At 65.9% G+C, this 21924-nt stretch carries 23 protein-coding genes and 1 pseudogene; 17 read left to right on the top strand and 7 right to left on the bottom strand.

Going from position 1 to position 21924, the window contains the following annotated elements; translation table 11 throughout:
• Positions 1-77: 77 nt before the first annotated feature.
• On the bottom strand, positions 78-1265 hold the full coding sequence (moeB, locus tag HKW67_RS21120) for a molybdopterin-synthase adenylyltransferase MoeB (protein ID WP_171227281.1): 1188 nt from the start codon (positions 1263-1265) through the stop codon (positions 78-80).
• Positions 1266-1394: 129 nt separating this feature from the next.
• Here moeB and HKW67_RS21125 point away from each other — a divergent pair, with 129 nt between their 5' ends.
• The 9 genes from HKW67_RS21125 (at position 1395) to HKW67_RS22490 (ending at position 8744) form a co-directional block, all read left to right on the top strand.
• Positions 1395-2510 (top strand): WD40/YVTN/BNR-like repeat-containing protein, encoded by a 1116-nt coding sequence (locus tag HKW67_RS21125; protein WP_171227282.1) that lies wholly within the window; start codon positions 1395-1397, stop codon positions 2508-2510.
• Positions 2507-2803, top strand: a complete 297-nt coding sequence (locus HKW67_RS21130; RefSeq protein WP_171227283.1) for a MoaD/ThiS family protein — start codon at positions 2507-2509, stop codon at positions 2801-2803. Before HKW67_RS21125 ends, HKW67_RS21130 begins: the two co-directional genes overlap by 4 nt.
• Positions 2804-2853: 50 nt before the next feature.
• Positions 2854-4008: an iron-containing alcohol dehydrogenase gene (locus HKW67_RS21135; RefSeq protein WP_171227284.1), complete on the top strand. Its 1155-nt coding sequence runs from the start codon at positions 2854-2856 to the stop codon at positions 4006-4008.
• Positions 4009-4067: 59 nt separating this feature from the next.
• Positions 4068-4469: an acyl-CoA thioesterase gene (locus HKW67_RS21140; RefSeq protein WP_171227773.1), complete on the top strand. Its 402-nt coding sequence runs from the start codon at positions 4068-4070 to the stop codon at positions 4467-4469.
• A gap of 5 nt (positions 4470-4474) precedes the next feature.
• Positions 4475-5455 (top strand): NADPH:quinone oxidoreductase family protein, encoded by a 981-nt coding sequence (locus tag HKW67_RS21145; RefSeq protein WP_171227285.1) that lies wholly within the window; start codon positions 4475-4477, stop codon positions 5453-5455.
• Entirely contained in the window at positions 5452-5973 is a 522-nt protein-coding gene (locus HKW67_RS21150) for a GNAT family N-acetyltransferase (RefSeq protein WP_206044524.1), read from the top strand. Before HKW67_RS21145 ends, HKW67_RS21150 begins: the two co-directional genes overlap by 4 nt.
• A gap of 97 nt (positions 5974-6070) precedes the next feature.
• Positions 6071-6601 carry a fasciclin domain-containing protein gene (locus HKW67_RS21155; protein ID WP_343212897.1) on the top strand — a complete coding sequence of 177 codons (531 nt, stop codon included), beginning with the start codon at positions 6071-6073 and terminating at the stop codon, positions 6599-6601.
• Between the two features lie 56 nt (positions 6602-6657).
• Complete coding sequence (locus HKW67_RS21160; protein ID WP_171227287.1) at positions 6658-8223, top strand: RecQ family ATP-dependent DNA helicase; 1566 nt, start codon at positions 6658-6660, stop codon at positions 8221-8223.
• Positions 8224-8333: 110 nt separating this feature from the next.
• Positions 8334-8744, top strand: coding sequence for a hypothetical protein (locus HKW67_RS22490; protein WP_230981080.1), 411 nt, complete (start codon positions 8334-8336; stop codon positions 8742-8744).
• Between the two features lie 11 nt (positions 8745-8755).
• Here the strand turns inward: HKW67_RS22490 and HKW67_RS22865 are convergent.
• A pseudogene (locus tag HKW67_RS22865) lies at positions 8756-8980 on the bottom strand (TetR/AcrR family transcriptional regulator C-terminal domain-containing protein); the annotation flags it as partial.
• 212 nt (positions 8981-9192) lie between these two features.
• Between HKW67_RS22865 and HKW67_RS21170 the strand changes: the two are divergent.
• Both HKW67_RS21170 and HKW67_RS21175 read left to right on the top strand, forming a co-directional pair.
• Entirely contained in the window at positions 9193-9750 is a 558-nt protein-coding gene (locus HKW67_RS21170; protein WP_171227289.1) for a hypothetical protein, read from the top strand.
• On the top strand, positions 9747-10790 hold the full coding sequence (locus tag HKW67_RS21175) for an alpha/beta fold hydrolase (RefSeq protein ID WP_171227290.1): 1044 nt from the start codon (positions 9747-9749) through the stop codon (positions 10788-10790). Before HKW67_RS21170 ends, HKW67_RS21175 begins: the two co-directional genes overlap by 4 nt.
• 95 nt (positions 10791-10885) lie before the next feature.
• Here the strand turns inward: HKW67_RS21175 and HKW67_RS21180 are convergent, their stop codons facing one another.
• Complete coding sequence (locus tag HKW67_RS21180; protein WP_171227291.1) at positions 10886-11998, bottom strand: flavin-containing monooxygenase; 1113 nt, start codon at positions 11996-11998, stop codon at positions 10886-10888.
• Positions 11999-12106: 108 nt separating this feature from the next.
• Entirely contained in the window at positions 12107-12898 is a 792-nt protein-coding gene (locus HKW67_RS21185) for a helix-turn-helix domain-containing protein (RefSeq protein WP_171227292.1), read from the bottom strand.
• A 173-nt stretch (positions 12899-13071) separates the two neighbouring features.
• On the opposite strand from HKW67_RS21185, the gene HKW67_RS21190 reads away from it, so the two are divergent.
• The 6 genes from HKW67_RS21190 (at position 13072) to HKW67_RS21215 (ending at position 19060) form a co-directional block, all read left to right on the top strand.
• Positions 13072-13767 (top strand): DJ-1/PfpI family protein, encoded by a 696-nt coding sequence (locus HKW67_RS21190; RefSeq protein ID WP_171227293.1) that lies wholly within the window; start codon positions 13072-13074, stop codon positions 13765-13767.
• 35 nt (positions 13768-13802) lie between these two features.
• Complete coding sequence (locus tag HKW67_RS21195; protein ID WP_171227294.1) at positions 13803-14231, top strand: hypothetical protein; 429 nt, start codon at positions 13803-13805, stop codon at positions 14229-14231.
• A gap of 187 nt (positions 14232-14418) precedes the next feature.
• Positions 14419-15717 carry an ABC transporter permease gene (locus HKW67_RS21200; RefSeq protein WP_171227295.1) on the top strand — a complete coding sequence of 433 codons (1299 nt, stop codon included), beginning with the start codon at positions 14419-14421 and terminating at the stop codon, positions 15715-15717.
• A gap of 4 nt (positions 15718-15721) precedes the next feature.
• The gene (locus tag HKW67_RS21205; protein ID WP_171227296.1) at positions 15722-16465 is read left to right on the top strand and encodes an ABC transporter ATP-binding protein; all 744 of its coding nucleotides are present in this window, start codon (positions 15722-15724) and stop codon (positions 16463-16465) included.
• Entirely contained in the window at positions 16458-17609 is a 1152-nt protein-coding gene (locus tag HKW67_RS21210) for an HlyD family secretion protein (RefSeq protein ID WP_171227297.1), read from the top strand. The genes HKW67_RS21205 and HKW67_RS21210 overlap by 8 nt, the downstream gene beginning before the upstream one ends.
• Positions 17606-19060, top strand: a complete 1455-nt coding sequence (locus HKW67_RS21215) for a TolC family protein (RefSeq protein WP_171227298.1) — start codon at positions 17606-17608, stop codon at positions 19058-19060. Before HKW67_RS21210 ends, HKW67_RS21215 begins: the two co-directional genes overlap by 4 nt.
• A gap of 234 nt (positions 19061-19294) precedes the next feature.
• On the opposite strand, the gene HKW67_RS21220 is transcribed toward HKW67_RS21215, so the two are convergent.
• From HKW67_RS21220 to HKW67_RS21230, 3 genes are all read right to left on the bottom strand, one after another.
• A complete protein-coding gene (locus tag HKW67_RS21220; protein WP_171227299.1) occupies positions 19295-19951 on the bottom strand; it encodes a GNAT family N-acetyltransferase in 657 nt (218 codons plus the stop codon).
• Positions 19952-20013: 62 nt separating this feature from the next.
• Positions 20014-21348: a cytochrome-c peroxidase gene (locus HKW67_RS21225; protein WP_171227300.1), complete on the bottom strand. Its 1335-nt coding sequence runs from the start codon at positions 21346-21348 to the stop codon at positions 20014-20016.
• The gene (locus HKW67_RS21230; protein ID WP_171227301.1) at positions 21348-21809 is read right to left on the bottom strand and encodes a FixH family protein; all 462 of its coding nucleotides are present in this window, start codon (positions 21807-21809) and stop codon (positions 21348-21350) included. The genes HKW67_RS21225 and HKW67_RS21230 overlap by 1 nt, the downstream gene beginning before the upstream one ends.
• Between the last annotated feature and the right edge of the window lie 115 nt (positions 21810-21924).

Below are 21924 nucleotides of genomic sequence, written 5' to 3' on the forward strand. Positions count from 1 at the left end.
GTATCCGGCGCGGCGTACCCAAGTGTGGGCACATCGCACCGATCGACGATTCTCAGTGCAATGGTGGTGCCACGAGCTCAGGAGGCCGCCCCCTCGCCCTCAGAGTCGCGCGCCCAGCGCAGCATGCCGCCCGCCAGCGATGTCACGCCGGAGAACCCTGCCGCCTGCAGCAGTCGGGCTGCATCAGCGCTACGCTTGCCACTTCGGCAAATGACCACCACATCGCGTGTCCGGTCGAGCGTCTCGAGGGCGCCGGGCAAGCTGCCCAGCGGAATCAGGCGGGACCATGCAATACGGGACTGTGCTGCCTCGTGTGGCTCGCGCACGTCGATCACGTCGAAATCGTCTCCACGCGCATGGCGCAACGCTAGCGCAGCCGGTGTGATCTCAGTGACCGCCGCAAGGGCGGTCGCGGTCGCCGGCCCCGCGACGCCGCAGAACTCGTCGTAGTCGACGAGCTGCGTGAGCGTGCGCGTGCCGCACGCCGGGCACTGTGGATCGCGCGTGATCGTTACCGAACGGAATTGCATCGCGAGTGCGTCGATCATGAGCAGGCGTCCGGCCAGCGTCTCACCGGTTTGCAGAATGAGCTTCAGTGCTTCGGTGGCCTGGATGGTCCCGATGAGTCCCGGCAGCACACCGAGCACGCCACCTTCTGCGCAGTTCTGCACCATCCCAGGCGGTGGCGGCTCGGGATACAGGCAGCGGTAGCAGGGACCATGTTCGGTCGCGAACACCGACGCCTGGCCGTCGAACTGAAACACCGACCCGTGCACGTTCGGCTTGCCCAGCAGCACGCACGCGTCGTTCACGAGGTAGCGCGTATTGAAGTTGTCAGTACCGTCGATGATCACATCGTAGCGACCCAGTAACTCGAGCGCATTTTCTGACGTCAGCCACGTCGCGTGCAGCTCCAGCTGCACATGCGGGTTCACGTCGAGCAGGCGGTCACGGGCCGACTCGAGTTTCGGCCGCCCGACATCGCGCGTGCCGTGCAGCAGTTGTCGCTGCAGATTCGTCACGTCGACCTCGTCCTGGTCTACCAGCCCGAGAGTACCGACGCCGGCCGCCGCGAGGTAGAGCGCGGTGGGAGAGCCGAGTCCCCCGGCGCCGACGATGAGCACCCGCGCGGCCTTGAGCCGCTGCTGCCCTTCGAGGCCGACGCCGGGGAGGGTCAGATGCCGGCTATAGCGGTTCAGCTCGTCGGTGCTGAGCGGCGGGAGCGCCGAGTGGGCACCAGCGTGGCCGTGATCTTGTCCGTCCACGATGAATTCCGGAAGGAAGTGGAGTCAAACCCAGGAACACGTTGGTCACGCGCGAGGCGTCTCGCAATCGTGACGATTCCAGAAACGACCCATATACTTGCGGACATCACCGCAAGCGAGGAGCCTGTCATGAGCCGAGTGCGTGTACTGGTTGGGACGCGGAAGGGTGCCTTCATCCTGACGTCGGACGGTGCGCGAAAAAACTGGTCGGTAGATGGTCCTCACTTCCCCGGCTGGGAGATGTACCACCTCAAGGGCTCTCCGGTCGATCCCGATCGCATCTACGCGTCGCAGTCGAGTGGCTGGTTCGGGCAAGTCATGCAGCGCTCCGACGACGGCGGTAAGACGTGGGCGCCGGTGGGCAACGCGTTCGCTTACGATGGCATCGCCGGCACACACATGTGGTACGATGGCACGCCGCATCCCTGGGAGTTCAAGCGCATCTGGCATCTCGAGCCGTCGCTCACCGATCGCGACGTGGTCTTTGCCGGCGCCGAAGATGCGGCGCTGTTCAAGTCCACCGATGGCGGTGTCACCTGGCACGAACTCTCGGGACTGCGCAAACATGGATCGGGCGCCCACTGGCAGCCCGGCGCCGGTGGTATGTGCCTGCACACGATCGTGCTCGACCCCACCGACGAGAATCGCATGTACGTCGCCATCTCGGCCGCCGGCGCGTTTCGCACGGTCGACGGCGGCGTCACATGGACACCCATCAACAAGGGATTGCGCTCGGGAGGCATCCCCGACGAAGACGCAGAAGTGGGCCACTGCGTCCATCGCATTGCCATGCATCCGTCCAACCCCCAACGCCTCTTCATGCAGAAGCACTGGGACGTGATGCGGAGCGACGATGGTGGCGATCAGTGGCGCGAGGTCAGCGGCAATCTGCCCAGCGACTTCGGGTTTCCCATCGATGTGCACGCGCACGAGCCGGATACGATCTACGTAGTGCCGATCACGAGCGATGCGCATCACTTTCCGCCCGACGGCAAGCTGCGCGTGTATCGCAGTCGCACGGGTGGCGATGAGTGGGAGGCCCTCACCGACGGGTTGCCGCAGCAGGACTGTTATGTGAACGTGTTGCGCGATGCCATGGCGGTGGACACGCTCGATTCGTGCGGCATCTACTTCGGCACCACCGGTGGACAGGTATACGTGTCGAGTGATGCAGGCGACCACTGGGACACGATCGTCCACGATCTGCCGGCCGTGCTCTCGGTCGAAGTGCAGACGTTGTCATGATCCGTGTGGTCCTTCCCTCGCCGTTGCGGGCACTCGCCCAGGTGGGCGCGGAGATCTCCGTGCCCGTCAGCGGCGAGGTCACCCTGCGCCGCGTACTCGATGTGATCGAAGCGCAGCATCCCGCGCTACGGGGGACGATTCGCGATCAGGTCACACAACAGCGGCGGGCGTTCGTCCGGTTTTTCGCCTGCGAGCGCGATCTGTCGCATGACTCGCCTGACGCGCCGTTGCCGCCGAGTGTGGCGGCGGGGAACGAACCGCTGCTCATCATTGGTGCGATGGCCGGCGGATAGCGAGGTCTGCCGAGCCTTACTCGGTGTAGGCCTGCTGGCTAACCTTGAGTATGTCCAACTTCAGTTTCGAAACGACGCCGCGTGTGATCTGTGCTGACGGCGAGAGCGAGCGATTGGGTGGTCTGCTCCGTGAGTTTGGGATCAACCGGCCACTGGTCGTCACCGATCCTGGCATCGTGAGCGCGGGGCTGCTGGAGCCGATGCTCGCATCGCTTCGGGCATTGGGTATCGACGTGACCGTGTTCGACGACGTGGTGGCTGATCCGCCTGCGTCATGCGTCGAGGCCGCGGTGGCGACGGCGCAGGCGTCGCACATCGACGGCGTCATTGGCTTTGGCGGGGGAAGTTCGCTCGACGTGGCCAAGTTGGTGGCGCTCCTGTCGCGCTCCGGAGAGTCGCTCGAGGCAGTCTACGGCGTGGGTCTCGCGGGTGGCCCGCGTTGGCCGCTCATTCAGGTGCCGACCACCGCAGGCACGGGTTCGGAAGTCACGCCGATCGCGATTGTCACGACACCAAGCGGCGAAAAGCAGGGCGTCGTATCGCGGCTGCTGTATCCCAACGTAGCGGTGCTCGATGCGACGCTCACGCTCGGGCTACCGGCGCGCGTCACGGCGATGACCGGCATCGACGCGATGGTGCACGCGATCGAAGCGTACACCAGCCGTCACGCGAAGAACGTGCTCTCCGACACGCTGGCCGTGCGCGCGCTACGGTTGCTGTCGGATCATATCGGCGTGGCGATCGAGAATGGTACCGATCTCGCCGCGCGTCGCGCGATGCTGCAGGGTTCGATGCTGGCCGGCATGGCGTTCGCCAACGCGCCCGTCGGCGCCGTGCATGCGCTCGCGTATCCGCTCGGCGGTCAGTTCCATGTGCCACACGGCTTGAGCAACGCGCTCGTGCTGCTGCCGGTGCTCGAGTTCAACTTGTCGGAAGCGGAGCCACTGTATCGCGAGCTGGCCGATGCCGTGCGGGCTGGTGAGCGCACGTGGCACCGGAGCGCGAGCGGCCGCGCCTTCGTCGATGCGATGGCGACGATCGTGGGCGAACTCGGCCTCGAGCGCACGCTCGGCGAGGTGGGCATCATCGAAGCTGACCTGCCGAGTCTCGCGACCGACGCCATGAAAGTGCAGCGACTGCTGGTGAACAACCCGCGCGACGTGGACTACGACCAGGCGCTGGCCCTCTACCGCGAGGCGCTGTGAGTACGGCCTCGGATGCACGTGCGGACTACGCGCACCTGACGGCGATCGATACGCGGTGGATGGACAACGACGCGTATGGGCACGTCAATAACGTGGTCTATTACAGCTTCTTCGACACGGCGGTGAATCGCTGGTTGATCGAGCGTGGCCTGCTCGACATCGCCGGCAGTGAGGCCATCGGCCTCGTGGTGGAAACGCAGTGTCGGTACGCCTCGCCGATCACGTTTCCGGATCGTGTGACGGCTGGTATTCGCGTGGTGCATCTCGGCCGTTCGAGCGTGCGCTACGAGCTGGCGCTCTTTCGCAACGACGACGAGGCGCCGGCGGCGACCGGGCACTTTGTGCACGTGTACGTCGATCGTGGCTCACGCACGTCCGTGGCGATTCCCGATACGGTGCGTCGCGCCCTCGAGACGTTGCGCGTTGCGCCTGCGCCAACACTTCCGACTTCGACCGGCTGATCCGTATGCGTGCTGTGCTGTGTAGTGCCTTCGACCAACCCGAAACGCTCACGGTAAACACCGTGGCTGATCCCGTAGCCGCGGCCGGTGAGGTGGTCATCGCCGTGCACGCCGCCGGTGTGAACTTTCCCGACGCCCTGATGGTGCTGGGACAGTATCAGGTGCGTCCGCCGCTACCATTCACGCCCGGCGGCGAAGCGTCTGGCGTGATCATCGAGGTGGGCTCGGGCGTGAGCCACTTGCACGTGGGTCAGCGCGTGGTGGCGTTCACGCGAACGGGTGCATTCGCCGAACGCCTCAGTGCGCCCGCGTCGGCCGTCACGGCGATTCCCGAGGCGCTGTCGTTCGATGTTGCCGCCACGCTGCCGCTGGCCTTCGGCACGGCGATGCACGCCCTGATCGATCGTGCGCACCTCGCCTCGGGCGACACGTTGCTCGTGCTGGGCGCATCCGGTGGCGTCGGACTGGCCGCCGTCATGATCGGCAAGGCACTCGGTGCGCGCGTGATCGCGGCCGCGAGCACCGACGACAAGCTGGCGCTGTGTCGCGCCCACGGCGCGGATGAGGTGATCAATTACACCACGGAGTCGCTGCGCGATCGGCTCAAGGCACTCACCAACGGGGTCGGGCCCGACGTGATCTGCGACCCCGTGGGGGGCGATTTCACCGAGTCCGCCTTCCGCAGCATCGCGTGGGGTGGGCGGTACCTCGTGGTCGGCTTTGCCGGCGGCACGATCCCGTCGTTACCGCTCAACTTGCCGCTGCTGAAGGGCGCCTCGGTAGTCGGCGTGTTCTGGGGTGCGTTCGAACAGCGCGAGCCGGCCGCAAATGCGCACCATCTCGCACGGTTGATGGAGTGGGTGGTGGATGGTACGATCGCGCCGGTCGTCAGCGCGCGCTATCCGTTGGAGCAGAGCGCCGCCGCGCTGCGGGCGATGTTGGAGCGACGGGTGGTGGGGAAGGTGGTGGTGGTACCGATCACGTGATACCGTCCGCCGCAGTCGTCATCCGTTCAGCCACGAAGACCGATCTGCCGGCCCTCGGACGCCTCGCCGTGCTGCTGGTGCGTCTGCATCACGACTTTGACCGCGCACGGTTCATGGCGGCCACCGACCAGACCGAGCGCGGTTACGGATCGTATCTCGGTTCGCAACTCGCTGAGCGGGATACGACGGTGCTCGTGGCTACCGTCGAGGAAACGGTGGTCGGCTACGCGTGGGGCAGTTTGGAGGGAATCGATTACATGTCGCTCCGCGGCCCGGCCGGCGTGTTGCACGATCTCGTCGTTGACGAGTCGTACCGACGACGCGGCATCGGCAGTCTGCTGCTCGAGGCGGCCATCGTCGCGCTGGAAGCGGCTGGAGCCCGACAAGTGGTGCTGTCCACCGCCGCCCGCAATGCGCACGCGCAACAACTGTTCGCGCGTCACGGATTTCGCCCCACCATGCTGGAAATGACACGAGACATGGAACGCCATGAATCCGAGCGTCGCGGCGAGGCGTAGCCCTCGCACAGCGCAGCCGACCGGGCTGCCTCCTCAACGCGACTTTCCGGAGATTTTTCCAATGCGCAGCGTACTCAAGACATTCGCCGTATCCGCGATGTTGATTCTCCCCGCCGCCGTGCAGGCGCAGGGCATGTCGGACGGCACCAAGATGGTGGGCGGTGCCGCGATGTACCCCACCAAGGACATCATCGACAACGCCGTCAATTCCAAGGACCACACCACGCTCGTCGCCGCCGTCAAGGCTGCTGGCTTGGTCGAAACGCTGAAGGGAAAGGGGCCGTTCACGGTCTTCGCGCCCACGAATGCGGCCTTCGCGGCGTTGCCGGCCGGCACGGTGGACAACCTGCTCAAGCCCGAAATGAAGGGCGCGCTCACCGGCGTGCTCACGTACCACGTGGTGGCCGGTAACCTCGACGCCGCCGCGATCGTGAAGGCCATCAAGGCCGGCAACGGCACCGCTACGCTGACGACCGTGAACGGTGGCAAGCTCATGGCCATGATGCAGGGCGCGAACGTGGTGGTGAAGGATGAGAAGGGCGGCGTGGGCACGGTCACGATTGCCGATGTCAAGCAGTCGAACGGCGTGATCCACGTGATCGACCACGTGCTGCTGCCGGCCAAGTAAGCAGCGACTCGATACCAATGTCTGCGGTGGGGTGGCTCCATTACGTTTGATGGAGCATGCCCCACACGCCTTCCGCCACGTCACGCACACCCGAAGATGTCCTCCGCGACGTCTTCGGGTTTGACGAGTTCAGACCGGGACAGCGCGAGGTCATCGACGCGGTGCTGGCCGGCAAGGATTGCATTGCGCTGATGCCGACGGGCGCGGGCAAGTCGCTCACCTACCAGCTCCCGGCACGATTGCTCCAAGGCACCGTGCTGGTGATTTCACCGCTGATCTCGCTCATGAAGGATCAGGTCGACGCGGTGGCCGGACTCGGCTTCAAGGTCACCGCGATCAACTCCACGCTGGAGTTCGACGAGCGTCGCGCCCGCATGGACGCGTTTCGCGCCGGCGAGTACGAACTGGTGTTCCTCGCCCCCGAAGCACTCGATGGCTACCTCGGTGATTTCGTGCGCGATTGTCCGATCTCGCTTCTGGTGGTCGACGAAGCCCATTGCATCAGCCAATGGGGACACGACTTCCGCCCGTCGTACCGTCGCCTGCAGGGACTCAAGGAGCAACTCGACGTCCCGGTCCTCGCGCTCACCGCGACCGCAACACGACGCGTAGCGCTCGACATTCTGCGACAGCTCGGCATGCGAAAGCCGGCTGGTTTCAAGGGCTCATTCTTCCGCCCGAACTTGCAGATCGCGACGCGCAAGAAAGGGCAGGGGGGCAACACCCGCGCCGAGATTCTCGCGCTCATTCGCGCGCACGACGGCGAGAGCGGCATCGTGTATTGTCAGAGCCGCAAAGGGGTGGATCAGACGGCCGATTTCCTCGCCGCACAGGGCGTTCGCGCGCGGCCGTATCACGCGGGTCTCGAGCCCGACGAGCGCGCCCGCAATCAGGAAGCCTTCCAGCGCGATGACATCGACGTGATCGTCGCGACGGTGGCATTCGGCATGGGCATCGACAAGTCCAATGTGCGATTCGTGATTCATCGCGATATGCCGAAGGACATCGAATCGTGGTACCAGGAGATCGGCCGTGCCGGTCGCGATGGATTGCCCAGCGATTGTGTGATGTTCTACTCCTGGGCCGACGTGAAGCTGCACGAGCGCTTTCTGGACAATCTCGATGACGACGGTGTTCGTGAACGGACGCGCCTCGCGACCGTCGCGCTGTTCGATCTCGTGGAGCGCTCGCGGTGCCGCCATCAGGCGCTGGTCGCGCATTTCGACGAAGTGATCGCATCCTGCGGATCGTCGTGCGATGTCTGTACGGGACATCGCGCCGACGAGCGCATCGCGGAGCTGGTGGAGTCGCAGGTGGGCACGGCGCGTGGTCGTCGGGCGGCGGTGCCAGCCGGTACGGGCGGGCGCACATCGCGTGGTCCCGACGCGGCCATGCTCGACGACGATGAACGCGAGCTGTTCGAGCGGCTACGCGCGGTACGGCGTGAACTCGCCGATGAAGCGGGCGTGCCGGCGTACATCGTCTTCGGCGACAAGGTATTGCTCGAGATGGTCGCCCGACGGCCGGCCAGCCCGCGCGAATTGCTGCAAGTGCCGGGAGTCGGCGAAGCAAAACTCGAGCGGTACGGCTCGGCGTTTCTGGATGTGTTGATCGGACGCTGATTTCCACGTACTCGCACCGCTGAGCTGGCTCAAAAGCTGCGGTGTAGAGTAGTAGTCACCCGCCGCACCGTATCGGCGCGGGATGATATTCTCTTCAGGGAGGGCTTCGTATGCGTCATGCATTCATTCGCGCTATCGCGCTGTCGACCTTTGCGCTGACCGTCGGCGGCGCGTCCGCTCACGCGCAGGGCGCGAGCCACGGGAAGGCAAAGAAGTCGGGCAACACTTCGGGACAAAACATTCCGCCTGGGCTCGCAAAGAAGCCCGGTGGCATGCCACCCGGTCAGTACAAGAAGCGCTACGGCACGCGCGAGGGCGCGACGGTGCTGGGCGATATCTTCGGCCGGAACGGCTATCCCGTGCGTCGCATCACACCGTATGGTGAATCACAATACGTGTACTACCGAATGCCCGACGGCTCGGAGCGTCGGGCCATCGTGAGCCCCGGCACTGACCAGTTGCGATTCAGCAATGTGCCGGCGACGCTACTGCAGCAGGTGATCGCGCAGCTGTATCGGTAGCGTTCAATGCCGTCGAGCACGCGCGCGAGTCCGAACTCGAACGACTCGTCCATCGTGCGCGACGGCCTGCCCGGCGGCGTCGTGAGCAGCGCCGCGAAGTGCGGGAATCGCGGTGCTGCTGGAGATGGTCGCCCGACGGCCGGACAGCCCGCGCGGCCAAATGAGATGCAGCCGCTTCGTTCAAGACGGTCGATGTGATGGTGATCAAGATTGACCTTCACGCTGCACGGGTGCATGCCCGAGCGCGCAGCACAGGTCAGATCCCAACCGTCAACAGTCGGAGTGCATCATGTTGAAATGGTCAGTTCGCCGAGCGGCATCGCTCGCGATGATAGTGGCCGCACCGGCGGCAGCGCAAAGCACTGGCGTTGCATCAGAACTCGCACGGCGAAGCGCCGCGAGTCTCTCGGTCATCCAAGGCCGACCGCAGGGTGGCTTCGCACGCCATGTGGCTCTTGGCTATGGAATCGACGGCGCGTATCTGCTGCGTCTCGATCGCGCCGGCATCGTCAGTGTTCGTGCGAGCGTGGGCGCGCTGAGCTACGGAAACGAGTCGCGCGAGAGCGCGCTGAGCGAGTCGGTTGGCGGTCGGGTGCAGGTCAAGGTCACGACCAGCAACTACATCGTGCCGATGAGCATCGGGCCGCAGGTGAGCTGGCCGCGAGGTCCGGTTCGCCCATACGCGCACGTCGGCGTGGGCGGGCAGCTCCTCTTCTCGGAGAGTCGCGCTCAAGGCACCACGTCCGGAACTGTGCTGGCCAGTACCACGAATCACTCCGCGTCGGCCGCTGCGTGGTCGCTTGGTGGTGGCGCGTACATGCCGCTCGTTGCCGGCCGAACGCGGGTGCAGCTCGATCTGGGTGTGCAGTATGTCGGTGGCCGATCCGCCCGCTATCTCACCAAAGGCAGCATCGTCGACTTGCCTGGCGCGCAGATCGCCGTGACGCCGCGCGAGAGCCGCACACACATGGCCATCATCCGCCTCGGCGCGCGCGTGCAGCCATGAAATCGACCACCGTGCGTGCGCTCAGAGTCGTGGGCTTGGGCGCACTCGCGCTGGTGGCCATGCTGGTCGGTTGTGGCGCGCGCGCCGAACGGGATGCGCGACGCCAAGCGGCGGCCGATACCCCGCTTCGCGGTCGCATGGTGACTACGCATGATCGACAGCAGCTACAGATCGATTGCCGTGGCGCGGGGGCGCCCACCGTCGTGCTCGAATCGGGTTTGGATAATCTTGGTTCGCTGAGTTGGCTCGCGGTACATGACACTCTCGCGCGCACCGCTCGAGTGTGCGCGTACAGTCGTTCGGGCATCATGTGGAGCCATACGGCCAGCACCGCGTTCGCCAGCCGCGACGCTGCGCGACAACTGCACGACGCGCTACGTGCCGCGGGGGAGATCCCGCCCTGGGTGATGGTCGGGCACTCCATCGGCGGGGCGTATGTGATGCGCTTCGCCGCGATGTACCCCGATGAAGTGAAAGGGCTGGTGCTGGTCGATCCATCGCATCCGGATCAGTTTGCGGCGTTCAAGGCCGTCACGGGAAAGTCCCTCGAGCCGTCGACCACGATTGTGCGTGTGGGGGCAGCGCTGGCGTGGACAGGACTTCTGCGCCTCCTGCCGCTGCAAAGCCCGCCGAACTGGCCGTTGGAACTCCGCGCTGCGTCGGCGGCCTTTCTGCCGACGTCCCTCGCTGCGCTTGGCGACGAGGCCGCAGCAATTCCGGCCACTCTGCGCGACGTACGGACGATTCGCGATTTCGGCAGTCGGCCAATCGTCGTGCTCAGCGCGGCGAACCCGCAGTCTGTGGCGGCACTCGATGCGATGAGACTGTCGAAGGCCCAAGGTGATCGCTTGCTCCAGGTTCAACACCAGCTCCACGCCGAGCTTGCCGGCCTCTCGTGCCGCGGCCGTCATCAGATCGTGCCGGGAAGCTCCCATTTCATTCAGATCGATCGGCCCAATGCCGTGGTCAATGCCATTGTCGAGGTGGTCGAGGCGGTGCGTCAGGACGCAGACACGGTCCACCGGTGCGCTCGCGGATAGTCGAATGGCCACGTCGTGTGGACGTGGCCGTTGGTATGGGATCCGACGTCGGCGATCTTGGGCGAAGAGGCCGACTCTCCACAGGCGATGCCCACCTACCGCAGCAGGGCGGCCTCGGTTCGGCGGGCGATGTGCTCGGCGATGAATTCGGCATCCGCCCCTACGCCGCCGATGAGTGACGAGTTCAATCGGTGCTGGAATCGCAATCCAACGAAGTACAGCCCGGGAATGCCACTGAGCACGCCTCGCTCGTGCGTAATTCCCCCGGTGGCGTCGAAGCCGGGGAGATCGATCCAACGATAGTCCGCCTGGAAGCCGGTGCACCAGATGACCACACGCGGATCGAAGACCTCGTCTCCGCATACCGGAAGGCCACCGCGCGCTTCCGTCACACGGCCTACCCGCTGTACGTTCGCCGCGCGGAGATCGCGCTCCGAAATGCCGATACGCGCATCGCTGGTGCGCTCTGTGTTGGCGCGCATGCGTTGCCCTAACCGCGTCTGCACGCTCGAACGCGTGATGATGGGCCAGATCCAGTCGAAGATGTCGCGGCCCAGCAGTCGTCGCGGCATGTGCCCCGCGACGCTTCCGGCCAGCCAGACTTTCCGAAAGCGCGACAGCTCCATGGCGATCTGTGCACCCGAGTTCCCGGCGCCGACAACGAGCACGGGGCCGTCGGGCAGGGCGAACGGATTGCGGTACTCGCTCGAATGCAGCTGGTGAATCGCATCCGACAGGTGTGCGCGCACATCCGGGATACACGGGATCTGCAGAGGCCCCGTAGCGACCACCACGTTGTCGGCTTCCAGCAGAGCCGTCCCGTCGTCGACCACAAGCTGAAAGCGCGTCCCACGCGCAGTGAGCGCGCGTACCCGCGAATCGAGCCGGACGGGCAGGTCGAAGCGCTCGGCGTACCGCTCCAGATAGTCGGCAACTTCGTCCTTGTCGGCCAGATGCGTCGGCGCCGCCGAAAACGGCATCGACGGTAGTCCACTGAATCGGGCCGGCGTGAACAGACGCAGGGAATCCCATCGTCGCCGCCAATTATCACCGACGCGTTTCTCATCGCTGAGGATGGCGAAATCGACGCCACGTTTGGCAAGCTGCATGCCGACCGCGAGGCCGGCCTGTCCGCCGCCGATGACGAGCGTTTCGTATCGCTCGACGCGCGTCGGTGTGACGGGCGCTGCGGATCGCGAAGAGGGCATGGGAGGTCGAACCGGTGAAGGACATGAGTCTGCGTGTCGATGTGACGTGAACTCATGCTACCGATTCCCTCACGATGCGGATTGAACGCAGCGGCTGTCCTCTCGCTGCTAAAACCGCTCACTACCCGGCGAGGGTGTATTGATCTGCAACGCCGACGGCGGAAAGCCGAACATGCGGTGCGACGTACGGGTCAGATGCGCCGCGTCGGCAAAGCCGGCGGCGTGCGCGGCGGTGGAGAGTGACTCGCCACGCATGACGAGTTCCCAGGCCAGCAGGAATCGACGCCACAGCAGGTAGGGGCGCAGCGCTGTTCCCGTCTGCTCTACGAAGAGGTGCCGGAAACGGCTCGGAGAAAGACAGGCCACGTCGGCGACCTGCTCCAGCGTCAACGGCGCATCAAGGTGGCTCTTGATATATGCCACCGCGCGAAGGATGCGCTCGTCGGACACCACCGCTGCTCGGGCTCCATGGGTAAGCACGTCGATGGCGCGCTGCAGTGCGGTGACGGTGGGCGGGGCATTCCCATGGGCGAGCCATGTGTCGAAGAGGGCGGTCGATGCCGCCGTAAACGATTCGGCGGTAATCGGTGCGATGCCGCCGTCCAGGTAGCGCTCCACCAGTGCGCGTCCTTGAGGCGTTTCCGGTTCGACGAAGATGACGGCATCGTACGTCACGCCCGTCGCGTCCATCATGTGCGGCTGTCGGGAGGCAATGATGGCCGCCTGATACGCCGTCCATTCCGATTCTTCGTCGGGCCGGAAGCGGATTCCATATTCGGACCCGACGCCGATCTGAATCGCGTAGTGGGCGTGCATGGGCGTGATGCTGAGCGCCCGCCCGATGAGCGCACAGCCACCCTCCCAGGGAATGAAATCGCCGGCGCCGATCATCGCACTCATATGGTCTGCTCGTGATGAGGTCCGAACATCTTATCATCTGCTGCCCCGCTCGGCGAATGCGAGGTGCCGACCGATCCTCGCGGCAACAATAGCCCGTCTATTCAAGCTCCCGCAGCGCCGGCGTCCATAGACTGGAGGATGCGCAGTCGCCTCCCTTCACCAGCGAGAGCTTTGTGAATTCAGCGTGGAAGCCAGTAGACGTCGGGATCCTGCTCTTCGATGGGGTTACCCAACTCGATCTCACGGGACCATACGAGGTGTTTTCCCGAATGCCGAATACCCACGTTCACCTCATCGCGGCGAGTTTGGCTCCGGTGCGAACGGAGTGGGGTCTGCGCATCTCGCCGGACACGACCCTCGAAGACGCCCCGCGGCTCGACCTGCTCTGTGTGCCCGGCGGTTGGGGCGTGGACGACTGCCTCGAGGACGAGCGCATCCTTGGCTTCCTCCGCGCGCGAGCCGTGGACGCGAGATATGTCACATCCGTCTGCAGCGGAGCATTGCTGCTCGGCGCTGCGGGCCTGCTGCGCGGCTATCGCGCCACCACACATTGGATGTCGCTCGATCTGCTCGCATCGTTCGGTGCCGAGCCTGTGCACGATCGAGTGGTCCGCGATCGTAATCGGATCACCGGAGGGGGGGTGACGGCTGGCATCGACTTCGCCCTCCTGGTGGCGTCGGAGCTGTTCGGCGTCTCGGTCGCGCAAAGCATCCAACTCGCGATCGAATATTGTCCCGACCCTCCGTTCGACAGCGGGTCGCCGCAGCACGCGCCTGCCGACATTGTTCGCGCCCTGCTCGAGCGGAGCGCCGGCAAGCTGAATCGCCGTCGTGACACTGTCGCGCGGGCGTCCGCCCGCATCCCGTAGCAATTCACCACATATCAACCGCACGGAGAGGAATTATGGGGATCATTATCGGCGTAGGTCTGGCCTGCGCCATCGGACTACTCGCCAGTCGATTCGGCGTTGACCGCGACCTCAGCTTCTATCCTGTCGTGGCGATGATCGTGGCATCGTACTATGTGTTGTTCGCGCTGATGGGCGCGCCTACCGAGGTCGTCGCAGTCGAGCTGCTGATCGGGGCGATGTTTCTCGTCGCGGCTGCATGGGGATTCGCGCGGTCACTCTGGCTGGTGGTCGGCGCGCTCGCGCTCCACGGACTGCTCGATATTGGCCATGGCAGCATCATCGACAATCCCGGAGTTCCCGCGTGGTGGCCCGCGTTCTGTTCGACGTACGACGTGACGGCGGCGGCGTACTTGGCCTGGCGCATCACCACGCGCAGGATTCGCGCCCGCAGGTCGTTGCCGGAAGTGCTGGCCATAGCCTGAATGGTGCGACGTAGGGACGCTGTCACCCAGCTGACGGCTCCAGTACAAACGGGGCGCGACTTTCGAGTCGTGCCCCGTCTGTGCGTAGCGCACCGACGACGGAGCGTGATGCCACGATAGCCTCTGCGTTCAACGACGCAGCCTTTCCGTTCAAGGATGCTCGCCTCGCGAGCGGTAGACTCGGCATGTGAGCCCGACGCGTGATGACGTGCGCGGTACGGGACTCGATTCACTGCACCTGTCCCGCTACCGTCACGAGGCTTTCATGGGCTTTACCATGCACCCGCTCCGCGTCACCCCGGCTGCCGTCGGCCTTACTTCGCACCGCGCGTCACCGCCACGCGTGTGGCGACGCTCAGCGGAGCTCGGCGAACTCGCGTGGCGCATGCTCTTCGATGCGCCGGTGAAAAGTCTGGGCACCCTGATCGGGGTCATTGTGTCGGTGTTTCTCATGGCACAGCAGCTTTCGCTGCTCACCGGAATTCTCGGCCGCGTCACGTCGTTCATCGACAACACCGGCGTTGACATCTGGGTCGTCTCGCCCGCCACCGAAAGCACCGACGCTACGGGCAGCCTGCCGGCGAGCAAGGTGGCGGCCGTGGCGGGGACCGCAGGCGTCGCGTGGGCAGCACCGATTGTTCAGGGACTGGGTCGCGTCACGCGTCCCGATGGTGTGCAGGAGAACGTGAAGGTGCTCGGCGTCGAGGCACCGCGCTACGCGGGACTCCCGCGCACCCTGGCGGGCGGCACCACCATCGCTGCGCTGCGCGGCTCCGGCCGCATCCTGCTCAACTGGGTCGATCGACCCACGTTCGCGGACGCGCGCGTCGGTGACCGCATCGAGATCAACGGTCGTGCGAGCGTCGTCTCGGGGTTCTTCGCCAGCGTCAATCCGCACAATCCGTTCTACTACGTCTTCGCGAATCTCGACGACGCTCGATCGCTCACCAGCTTTCCGCTCGATCGCGTCACCTACGTCGCCGTCGGGCTCGCGCCAGGCGCACACGCGGACGAGGTGAAGAACCGTCTGCAGGCGCGCGTGCCTGAAGTGCTGGTGCGCACGCGCGACGAGATGCGCGAGATGGAAAAGCGCTTCTTCCTCGTGCGCACGCCTGTCGGTGTGCTGTTCGGTCTCGGGACGGCTGTCGCGGCGCTCATCGGGGCGGCCATTGTCGCCGTCACGCTGTATTCGACCGCAGTGGATCGCTCGCGCGACTACGGAACGTTGAAGGCCATCGGCGCCCGACGCGCCGAGATCGTGCAGCTGTTGCTGATGCAGGCGTGGCTCTTTTGCGCCGCCGGGTATCTGATCGGTATGGGCGCCTTCTTCGCGATGCGCGCCACGTTTACTGAACTCGCGATGGCGGCATCACCGCATCTTGTGTTCGGTGTGGGTATCGGCGCGTTCGTCGCGTGTACGCTGGCATCGCTCGTCGCGGTCCGCCGCGTCCTGAGTGTCGATCCCGCCATCGTCTTCCGCGGATAGCCCGATGACAACCCATTCCCGCACGATCGCCCTCGAGGGGCGTGGCCTGACGAAGGTGTTCGGCGCCGGTGAACTCGCGGTTACGGCATTGCATCCCACCGATATCGCCGTGCACGAAGGCGAGGTGCTCGTCATCATGGGACCGTCTGGCAGCGGCAAGACCACGCTCCTCAGTATGCTCGGCCTGGTGCTGAGCCCGAGCGGTGGAGAGGTCCGGCTCGGCGGCGACAACGTCACACACGCGTCGGCCGATGCACTCGCGCTGATTCGCCGCCAGCGCCTTGGATTCGTGTTTCAGCAGTTCAATCTCCTGCCGAGTCTCTCCGCGCTCGAGAACGCGGCCGTACCGCTGCTGCTTGCGGGCGTTCCGCGCCGCGAGCGCCTCGCGCGCGCCGCTGATGCACTGGCGTTGGTGGGGGTGAGCGCGCGCGCGTCGCACCGGCCTCGGCTCCTGTCGGGCGGCCAACAGCAACGCGTGGCGATCGCACGGGCGCTGGTCGCCGGTGCTCCGGTACTGCTCTGTGACGAGCCAACCGCGTCGCTCGATGGGGAGACCGGCCGCGGCATTCTCGCCGCGCTTCGGGAACTCGCCGATCGCGAGAGGCGTGCTGTGGTGATCGTGACCCACGATGACCGCGTGCGCGCCATCGCTGACCGCTTTGTCCACGTCGTAGATGGCCGCGTCACCTCCGACGACGGCTCCATCCATCACGTCTCTTCGACCCACTCAGAGGTGCAGCATGACTGATATGACACGCGCGCGCGACACGCGCCGCCAGATCTCCATCGCGCGGACCGTATGCGCCGCGATCCTGCTCGTCTCGATGGCCGCCTGCGGACTTCACGACCGGCCGAAAGTGGAGCGGAGATCAGCGGACAACGTGCGCAACGCTCCCCCACTCGCGACCACAGCGGGCGGGCTGTCCACCGACAGTAATAGTGCAGCGCCTGTCGTCGCTCCCGGCGTCGTGGAGCCGTGGGACGCGCAGGTCGAGCTGGCGGCTCAGGAACCCGGCTGGATCGATAGCATCCTCGTGCGGGAGGGCGAGGAGATTCGCGCCGGACAGCTGCTGGCCGTGCTGGCGGATGCCGCACAGCGTCATGGGGTCGATGCGGCACGGGCGGATCTTGCCGAGGCCGAAGCGGTGCGCGCCAAACAGGCACGTGGTGCGACGGCGGAAGAGTTGCAGCAGGGGGAAGCGGATCGCCTGGCCGCGCGGTCGCGGGCCGTCTTTGCAAAGTCGAATGCGGCCCGCCTTGGCAAGCTACGGGCGACGTCTGGCACGTCGGTCAATGAAATCGAGCGAGTCGAGGCAGAGGCAGCCGCGCAGGGGGCGCTGGCCGAACACGCCGATGCACGGCTCCAGGAGCTTCGCCGTGGTGCACGCCGCGAGGACCGTGACGCCGCGGCCGCGCGGGTTGATGCGGCGCGCGCCCGACTCGCCATGGCGACGAGCGCGCTCGCTCGGCGACGTGTGCATGCGCCACGCGCCGGCACGGTGCTGCTCAGTCGCTTCCATGCCGGTGAGTATTACGATCCCCACGTCGCCCCACTGTTCGCGTTGGGCGACCTCACTCGATTGCAGGTGCGGCTCGAACTCGACGAGATCGACGGGCAGGACATACGTGTTGGTGCGCGCACGTCAGTTGTCTCCGATGCCGGTGCACCGCTGGCGACCGGGACGATTGTCCGGCTCGCGCCGCGCATGGGTCGCCGCGCGCTGACACTCGAGTCGCCGACCGCCCGCGCTGATGTTCGCATCCGTGAAGTCTTCGTGGATGTGCCGGCATCGCCTGCCCTCGTTCCGGGTCAGCGGGTGTGGGGATACACGCCACGCGCACGCCGCGTGATCCCGTCATCCGCGACGGCCTCAGTCGGGCCGCGCTCATGAGCCCCCTCGTGCTGCGCTCACGAGGCGCTCGGCTCCGCAGGGGGGCAACGGCAGCAGTGTGCGTCGTCCTGGCCGAACTTGTCACGGTCATCATCCCGACGCCCATCTCCGCGCAATCCATGGCGAAGGCGATGGGGGACGCCCAGGCGCCCGTGGCGCTCACGATGGATATGGTGGTACGGCGCGCGGTCGCGCAGAGTGCCGCCGTGGCAGTGGCGCAGCAGCAGGTCTCCGCGGCCGGCGCTCGCGTGAAGCAGGCGCGCTCGGCGCTGCTGCCTCAGGTGAACGCGTCGGCGGTGCGATCACAATGGACGAGGAACAGCGCCGAGTTCGGGTTCGTCATGCGCGACGCAGGCGGCCAGCCCCTGCTGAATCCGCCCGGCGAGATCCTCGGCCCGATTCGCGCTCTCGATGTGCGCGCGACCATCACGCAGCCACTGCTCGATCCCGCGGCAATCGCCCAGGTCCGTGCGGCCCAATCAGCGCAGGTCACAGCCGAAGCCGCGACCGGCGCTGCGACGAGCAAGGCTGCCACGGCGGCGGCTCACGCGTTCATCAGCGTCCTGCGCTCGGCAGCGCAGCTCTCCGCGATCACGGAGGACTCGAGCATGGCGGCGGAGCTTGCCGCCGATGCCGCACGCCGACAGGCGGCCGGTCTCGCGATCGCGCTTGATGTCACACGGGCGGATGCGCAGGTCGTGGGAACACGAGCGGCTCTCGTGGCAGCGCGGGCACAACGTGCGCGGGCGGATTTGAACCTGAAGCGTGCGATGGGACTCGCCGTTGACGCGACTCTCGTACTCGCCGATTCCCTCGGCGCCTTCGCGCGCTCCGGCGACGAACCTTCAGGCATACCGACGGCAGCGGACAGCGACAGGCTGCGCCTCGCGGTCGCGAGTGCACTGCGAACGCGCGACGATATGCGGAGCGCCGACGCCCAGGTGACGGCTGCCAGGCGGGTGCGAAGCGCCTTGCGCGCAGAGTATCTCCCCACGCTCTCCGTGGTCGCCGATCGCGGCGCGCTGGGCACGACGCGGAACCGCCTGCTGCCCACCTACAGCTGGGGCGTTCAGCTCTCCGTTCCCATCTTCGACGGGTTGCGCCGCCTCCGTCGGGTCGACGAGCAGGAGGCGCTGCTCCAGATCACCGCCATCATACGACGTGACCTGGAGGAGCAGGTGGAGCTCGAGGTACGTGAGGCACGGCTTGCGGAGGCGACGGCGCAGGCTGCGGTCGAAGCGGCAAATGAGCGACTGACACTCGCCGTACGCGAGCTCGATCAAACGCTCGACCGCTTCAAGGCGGGCGTAGTCGGAAATGCCGAAGTGATCACGGCCCAAGCGTCGCTCTCGGCCGCGCGCGTGCAGCGCATCGAGCGCCTCGCCGAGATGGCGGCGGCGCGCATCGACGCGCGGTATGCGCGGGGCGAGCCGCAGGGGAGTCGCAACTGACGTCGTATCAGGGGTTGTCGGCGTGACCGCCATGCGCGACGCCTTCGGGGGCGCAGACTTATGTCTGCGCCTCTTGCGACATTCAACGTGAGCGACCCACGGTGGTTATCACCGCCGAACGCGATGTCGTACGTGCAATCCACTGAGATCCCTCTCACTCGCCTGCAATGAGCCCCTGCACACGTCCGTTGTGTGCAGGGGCTCGTCACATCCTCACACTCCGTTGCGCACGGACTAGTCGGCGCACGCGACTTCTGTCCGTTGGTAGTCGCAACGGCAGCTGCCCGGCGCACACGTCATTCCGGTGCGGCCTGCACGCACGCAGCGCCAGCACGGCGTCAACGATTCGCTGGTTTCGCGCAGACCAAGCACGCGCGAGGCAATGGCGGCTCCGCCCTCGACCGTCGCCCTCAGTGCCGGGCGTCCGTCGGCGTCAAACGACATCTCCGCAAGCGCATGGAAGCCGGCCTTTGCGATGCCAGCCCCCGACGCGTGATTTTCTGGTGCGTAGGCGATCCAGAAGCGCTCGGCGTCGATCGATTCGGCACGAACGATGGCTTGGAGCAATTGCGGATAGATGCCGCGGCCGCGGTGCGCGGCCAGCGTCACAAAGTTCCAGAGGTAGCGCTCACTCGCCGGGATGAGAAAGTTGGCACCGACTTCGCCGATCTCCGCCGTGCGTGTGGCGACCCACCCCCAGGCGGCGGGAATGTCGCCGAGCGTCGCGACGTACGCCCGGTGCCCCGCGTCGAAGCGTCGAGAGATGTCATCAATGGGTCGGCCTTGAAGTTGAGCCATCACGCCGGCGTCTGCTTCGGTGGTGACGTGCAGGGTGGGAAGCGGGCGGAGTAGCGGCATGGGGTCATCGCGATGGCGCGTGGCGAATGGCATGGCAAGAGTTCCGGCGTTAGGGGGCGAAGGATGCGTGCGTGAAGCGAGGGCGCGGCGACTCGCTATCGACGTGTAGCGGGCGGTTGGAGAAAATCGGCGGGTGCCGACAGCGGCCCCGTCAGAGTCTGCAGAAATGCGACGAGTTGTCGCCGTTCGGTCGCGCTCAGGCGCAGTGGTCTGAGTTCGGTGGTGCCGAATGGCGCCTGCGGTGCGTGATCGTAGTGCTCGACGACGGCCGTCAGCGACGTGACCTGCCCGGCGTGCATGTACGGGGCTCGTGCGGCCACGTTCCGTAGCGAAGGCGTCTTGTACGCCCGCAGTAATTCGTCACCGTCGGTCACCGCGAAGCGGAGCTCATCGCACGCATCCGGCTTGGCGTCGCTGTAGCGGCTCGCGCAGTTGAACTCTCCGGTCAGGGCCTGGTGCACGCCGACCGCGCGACCGCTATCGGGCCCTGCCACCTCGCGAGACGCGGCAACGCCCGTGTTGTGAAAGTGGCTGTCCGTGAACAGCGCGCCGTTGTGGCAGTTCACGCAGTTGCCCTTGCCGATGAACAGTTGCAGGCCGGCGATCTCGTCTTTCGAGAATGCACTCCGTGTGGTGTGCGGTCTGCGTGCGAGCTCCGCGTCCACGAAGTAGTCGAACCGTGACGGCGCGTAGTTGATCGTTCGCTCGTACGCAGCGATGGCCTTTCCGATATTGGCATAGACGCGAGACACGGCGTCACGCCGGCTGCTGGGCATGCGGCCCCACGCGGCGCCCCACACTGTGTCCGCTACCGGGCCGGCGTTGCGCGGTAGTCCCGACAAATCCGGGAGCGCGCCGAAGAGGGCCGCATACTCGGCTCGGAAGGACTCCGCAATGACATGCGCGTAGCGCGTCCGGGTGCCGCCGTGCTCCACCGCGCTCTCGAGTGGACCGAGTGCCTGCGCCCACTGACTATCAGCGCGTCCGTCCCAGAACAGCCATGGACTGTACGCCGTACCGGCCACCGGCATGGTCCGTCGTGCTGTACGGCCCACGCCGTCGGCCAGCGGTTTTGCGTCCTGAAAGTCGCGCGTCGGCGAATGGCAGGTCGCGCACGAAACGCGGTCGTTGCCGCTCAGGCGTGGCTCGAAGAACAGCCGGTGCCCGAGTGCGGCGGCGCGTTGGTTGTCGCCGTATACATTCGAGGGATCGGCCGGCAGCGGCGCCAGTGACGCGATCGACAACGAGCGGAGCACCTCGCGCTGCCCAGCGGTCCAGCGCGACGCAGGACCGGCGATCGCATCGGGAACCATCGTTAGCAGCAGTGTCCAGGCGGCCACCCCCATTAACGTCGCAATCGGCCGCGAGGGCAGCCCACCGAGCAGGCGTCGAAGACCCACGCGCGGCGTGCGTTCGGACGTCGAGCGCATCAGAGTGACAGGTTGAACACGAGTGAATCCCGGCCGCTCGCCGCGCTGATGCGAAACTTGACCACCCACCATCCACCCATGTTGAACTTCATCCCTTCCACCATGTGGTCTCCGTGGCCGAGGGCGCGCGTCACGCGAGGCTTGGTGGGGAGCCCGTGCCCATGCTGCGGCATGCCACCATCAATCGACACGTTCGCGCTGTCCACGGGCACGCCGGCAGACGTCTCAAGGTGGAGCGTCCACTGGTGCAGCTTGCCGCGCGGTATCGAATCGCCCGTCGGATGAATCGTGGCGACATACAGTCCGACTTCGCTTCGACGCGTCCGCGCGTAGTCGAGGTCGGACGGTGCCTTGGCGAACATCATGCAACCGGTGAGGAGACTGAGCGCGGTCAGAGCAAGTGCGACAGCGGCGGCGCGCGCCACGGAGCGACGTACGCGTGAGTCGATGAGAGTGGACATGTGATCCTCGAGAAGGGCGTTGGAAAACGAAAAGGCCACGTCTGGTAGACGTGGCCTCAGGTTATGGCATCGGGGATCGGCGCTCTTGGACGAAGCGGCTAACGCGTTGTACGTA

Origin of the sequence: Gemmatimonas groenlandica (genome assembly GCF_013004105.1) — a bacterium.
Taxonomy (GTDB): domain Bacteria; phylum Gemmatimonadota; class Gemmatimonadetes; order Gemmatimonadales; family Gemmatimonadaceae; genus Gemmatimonas; species Gemmatimonas groenlandica.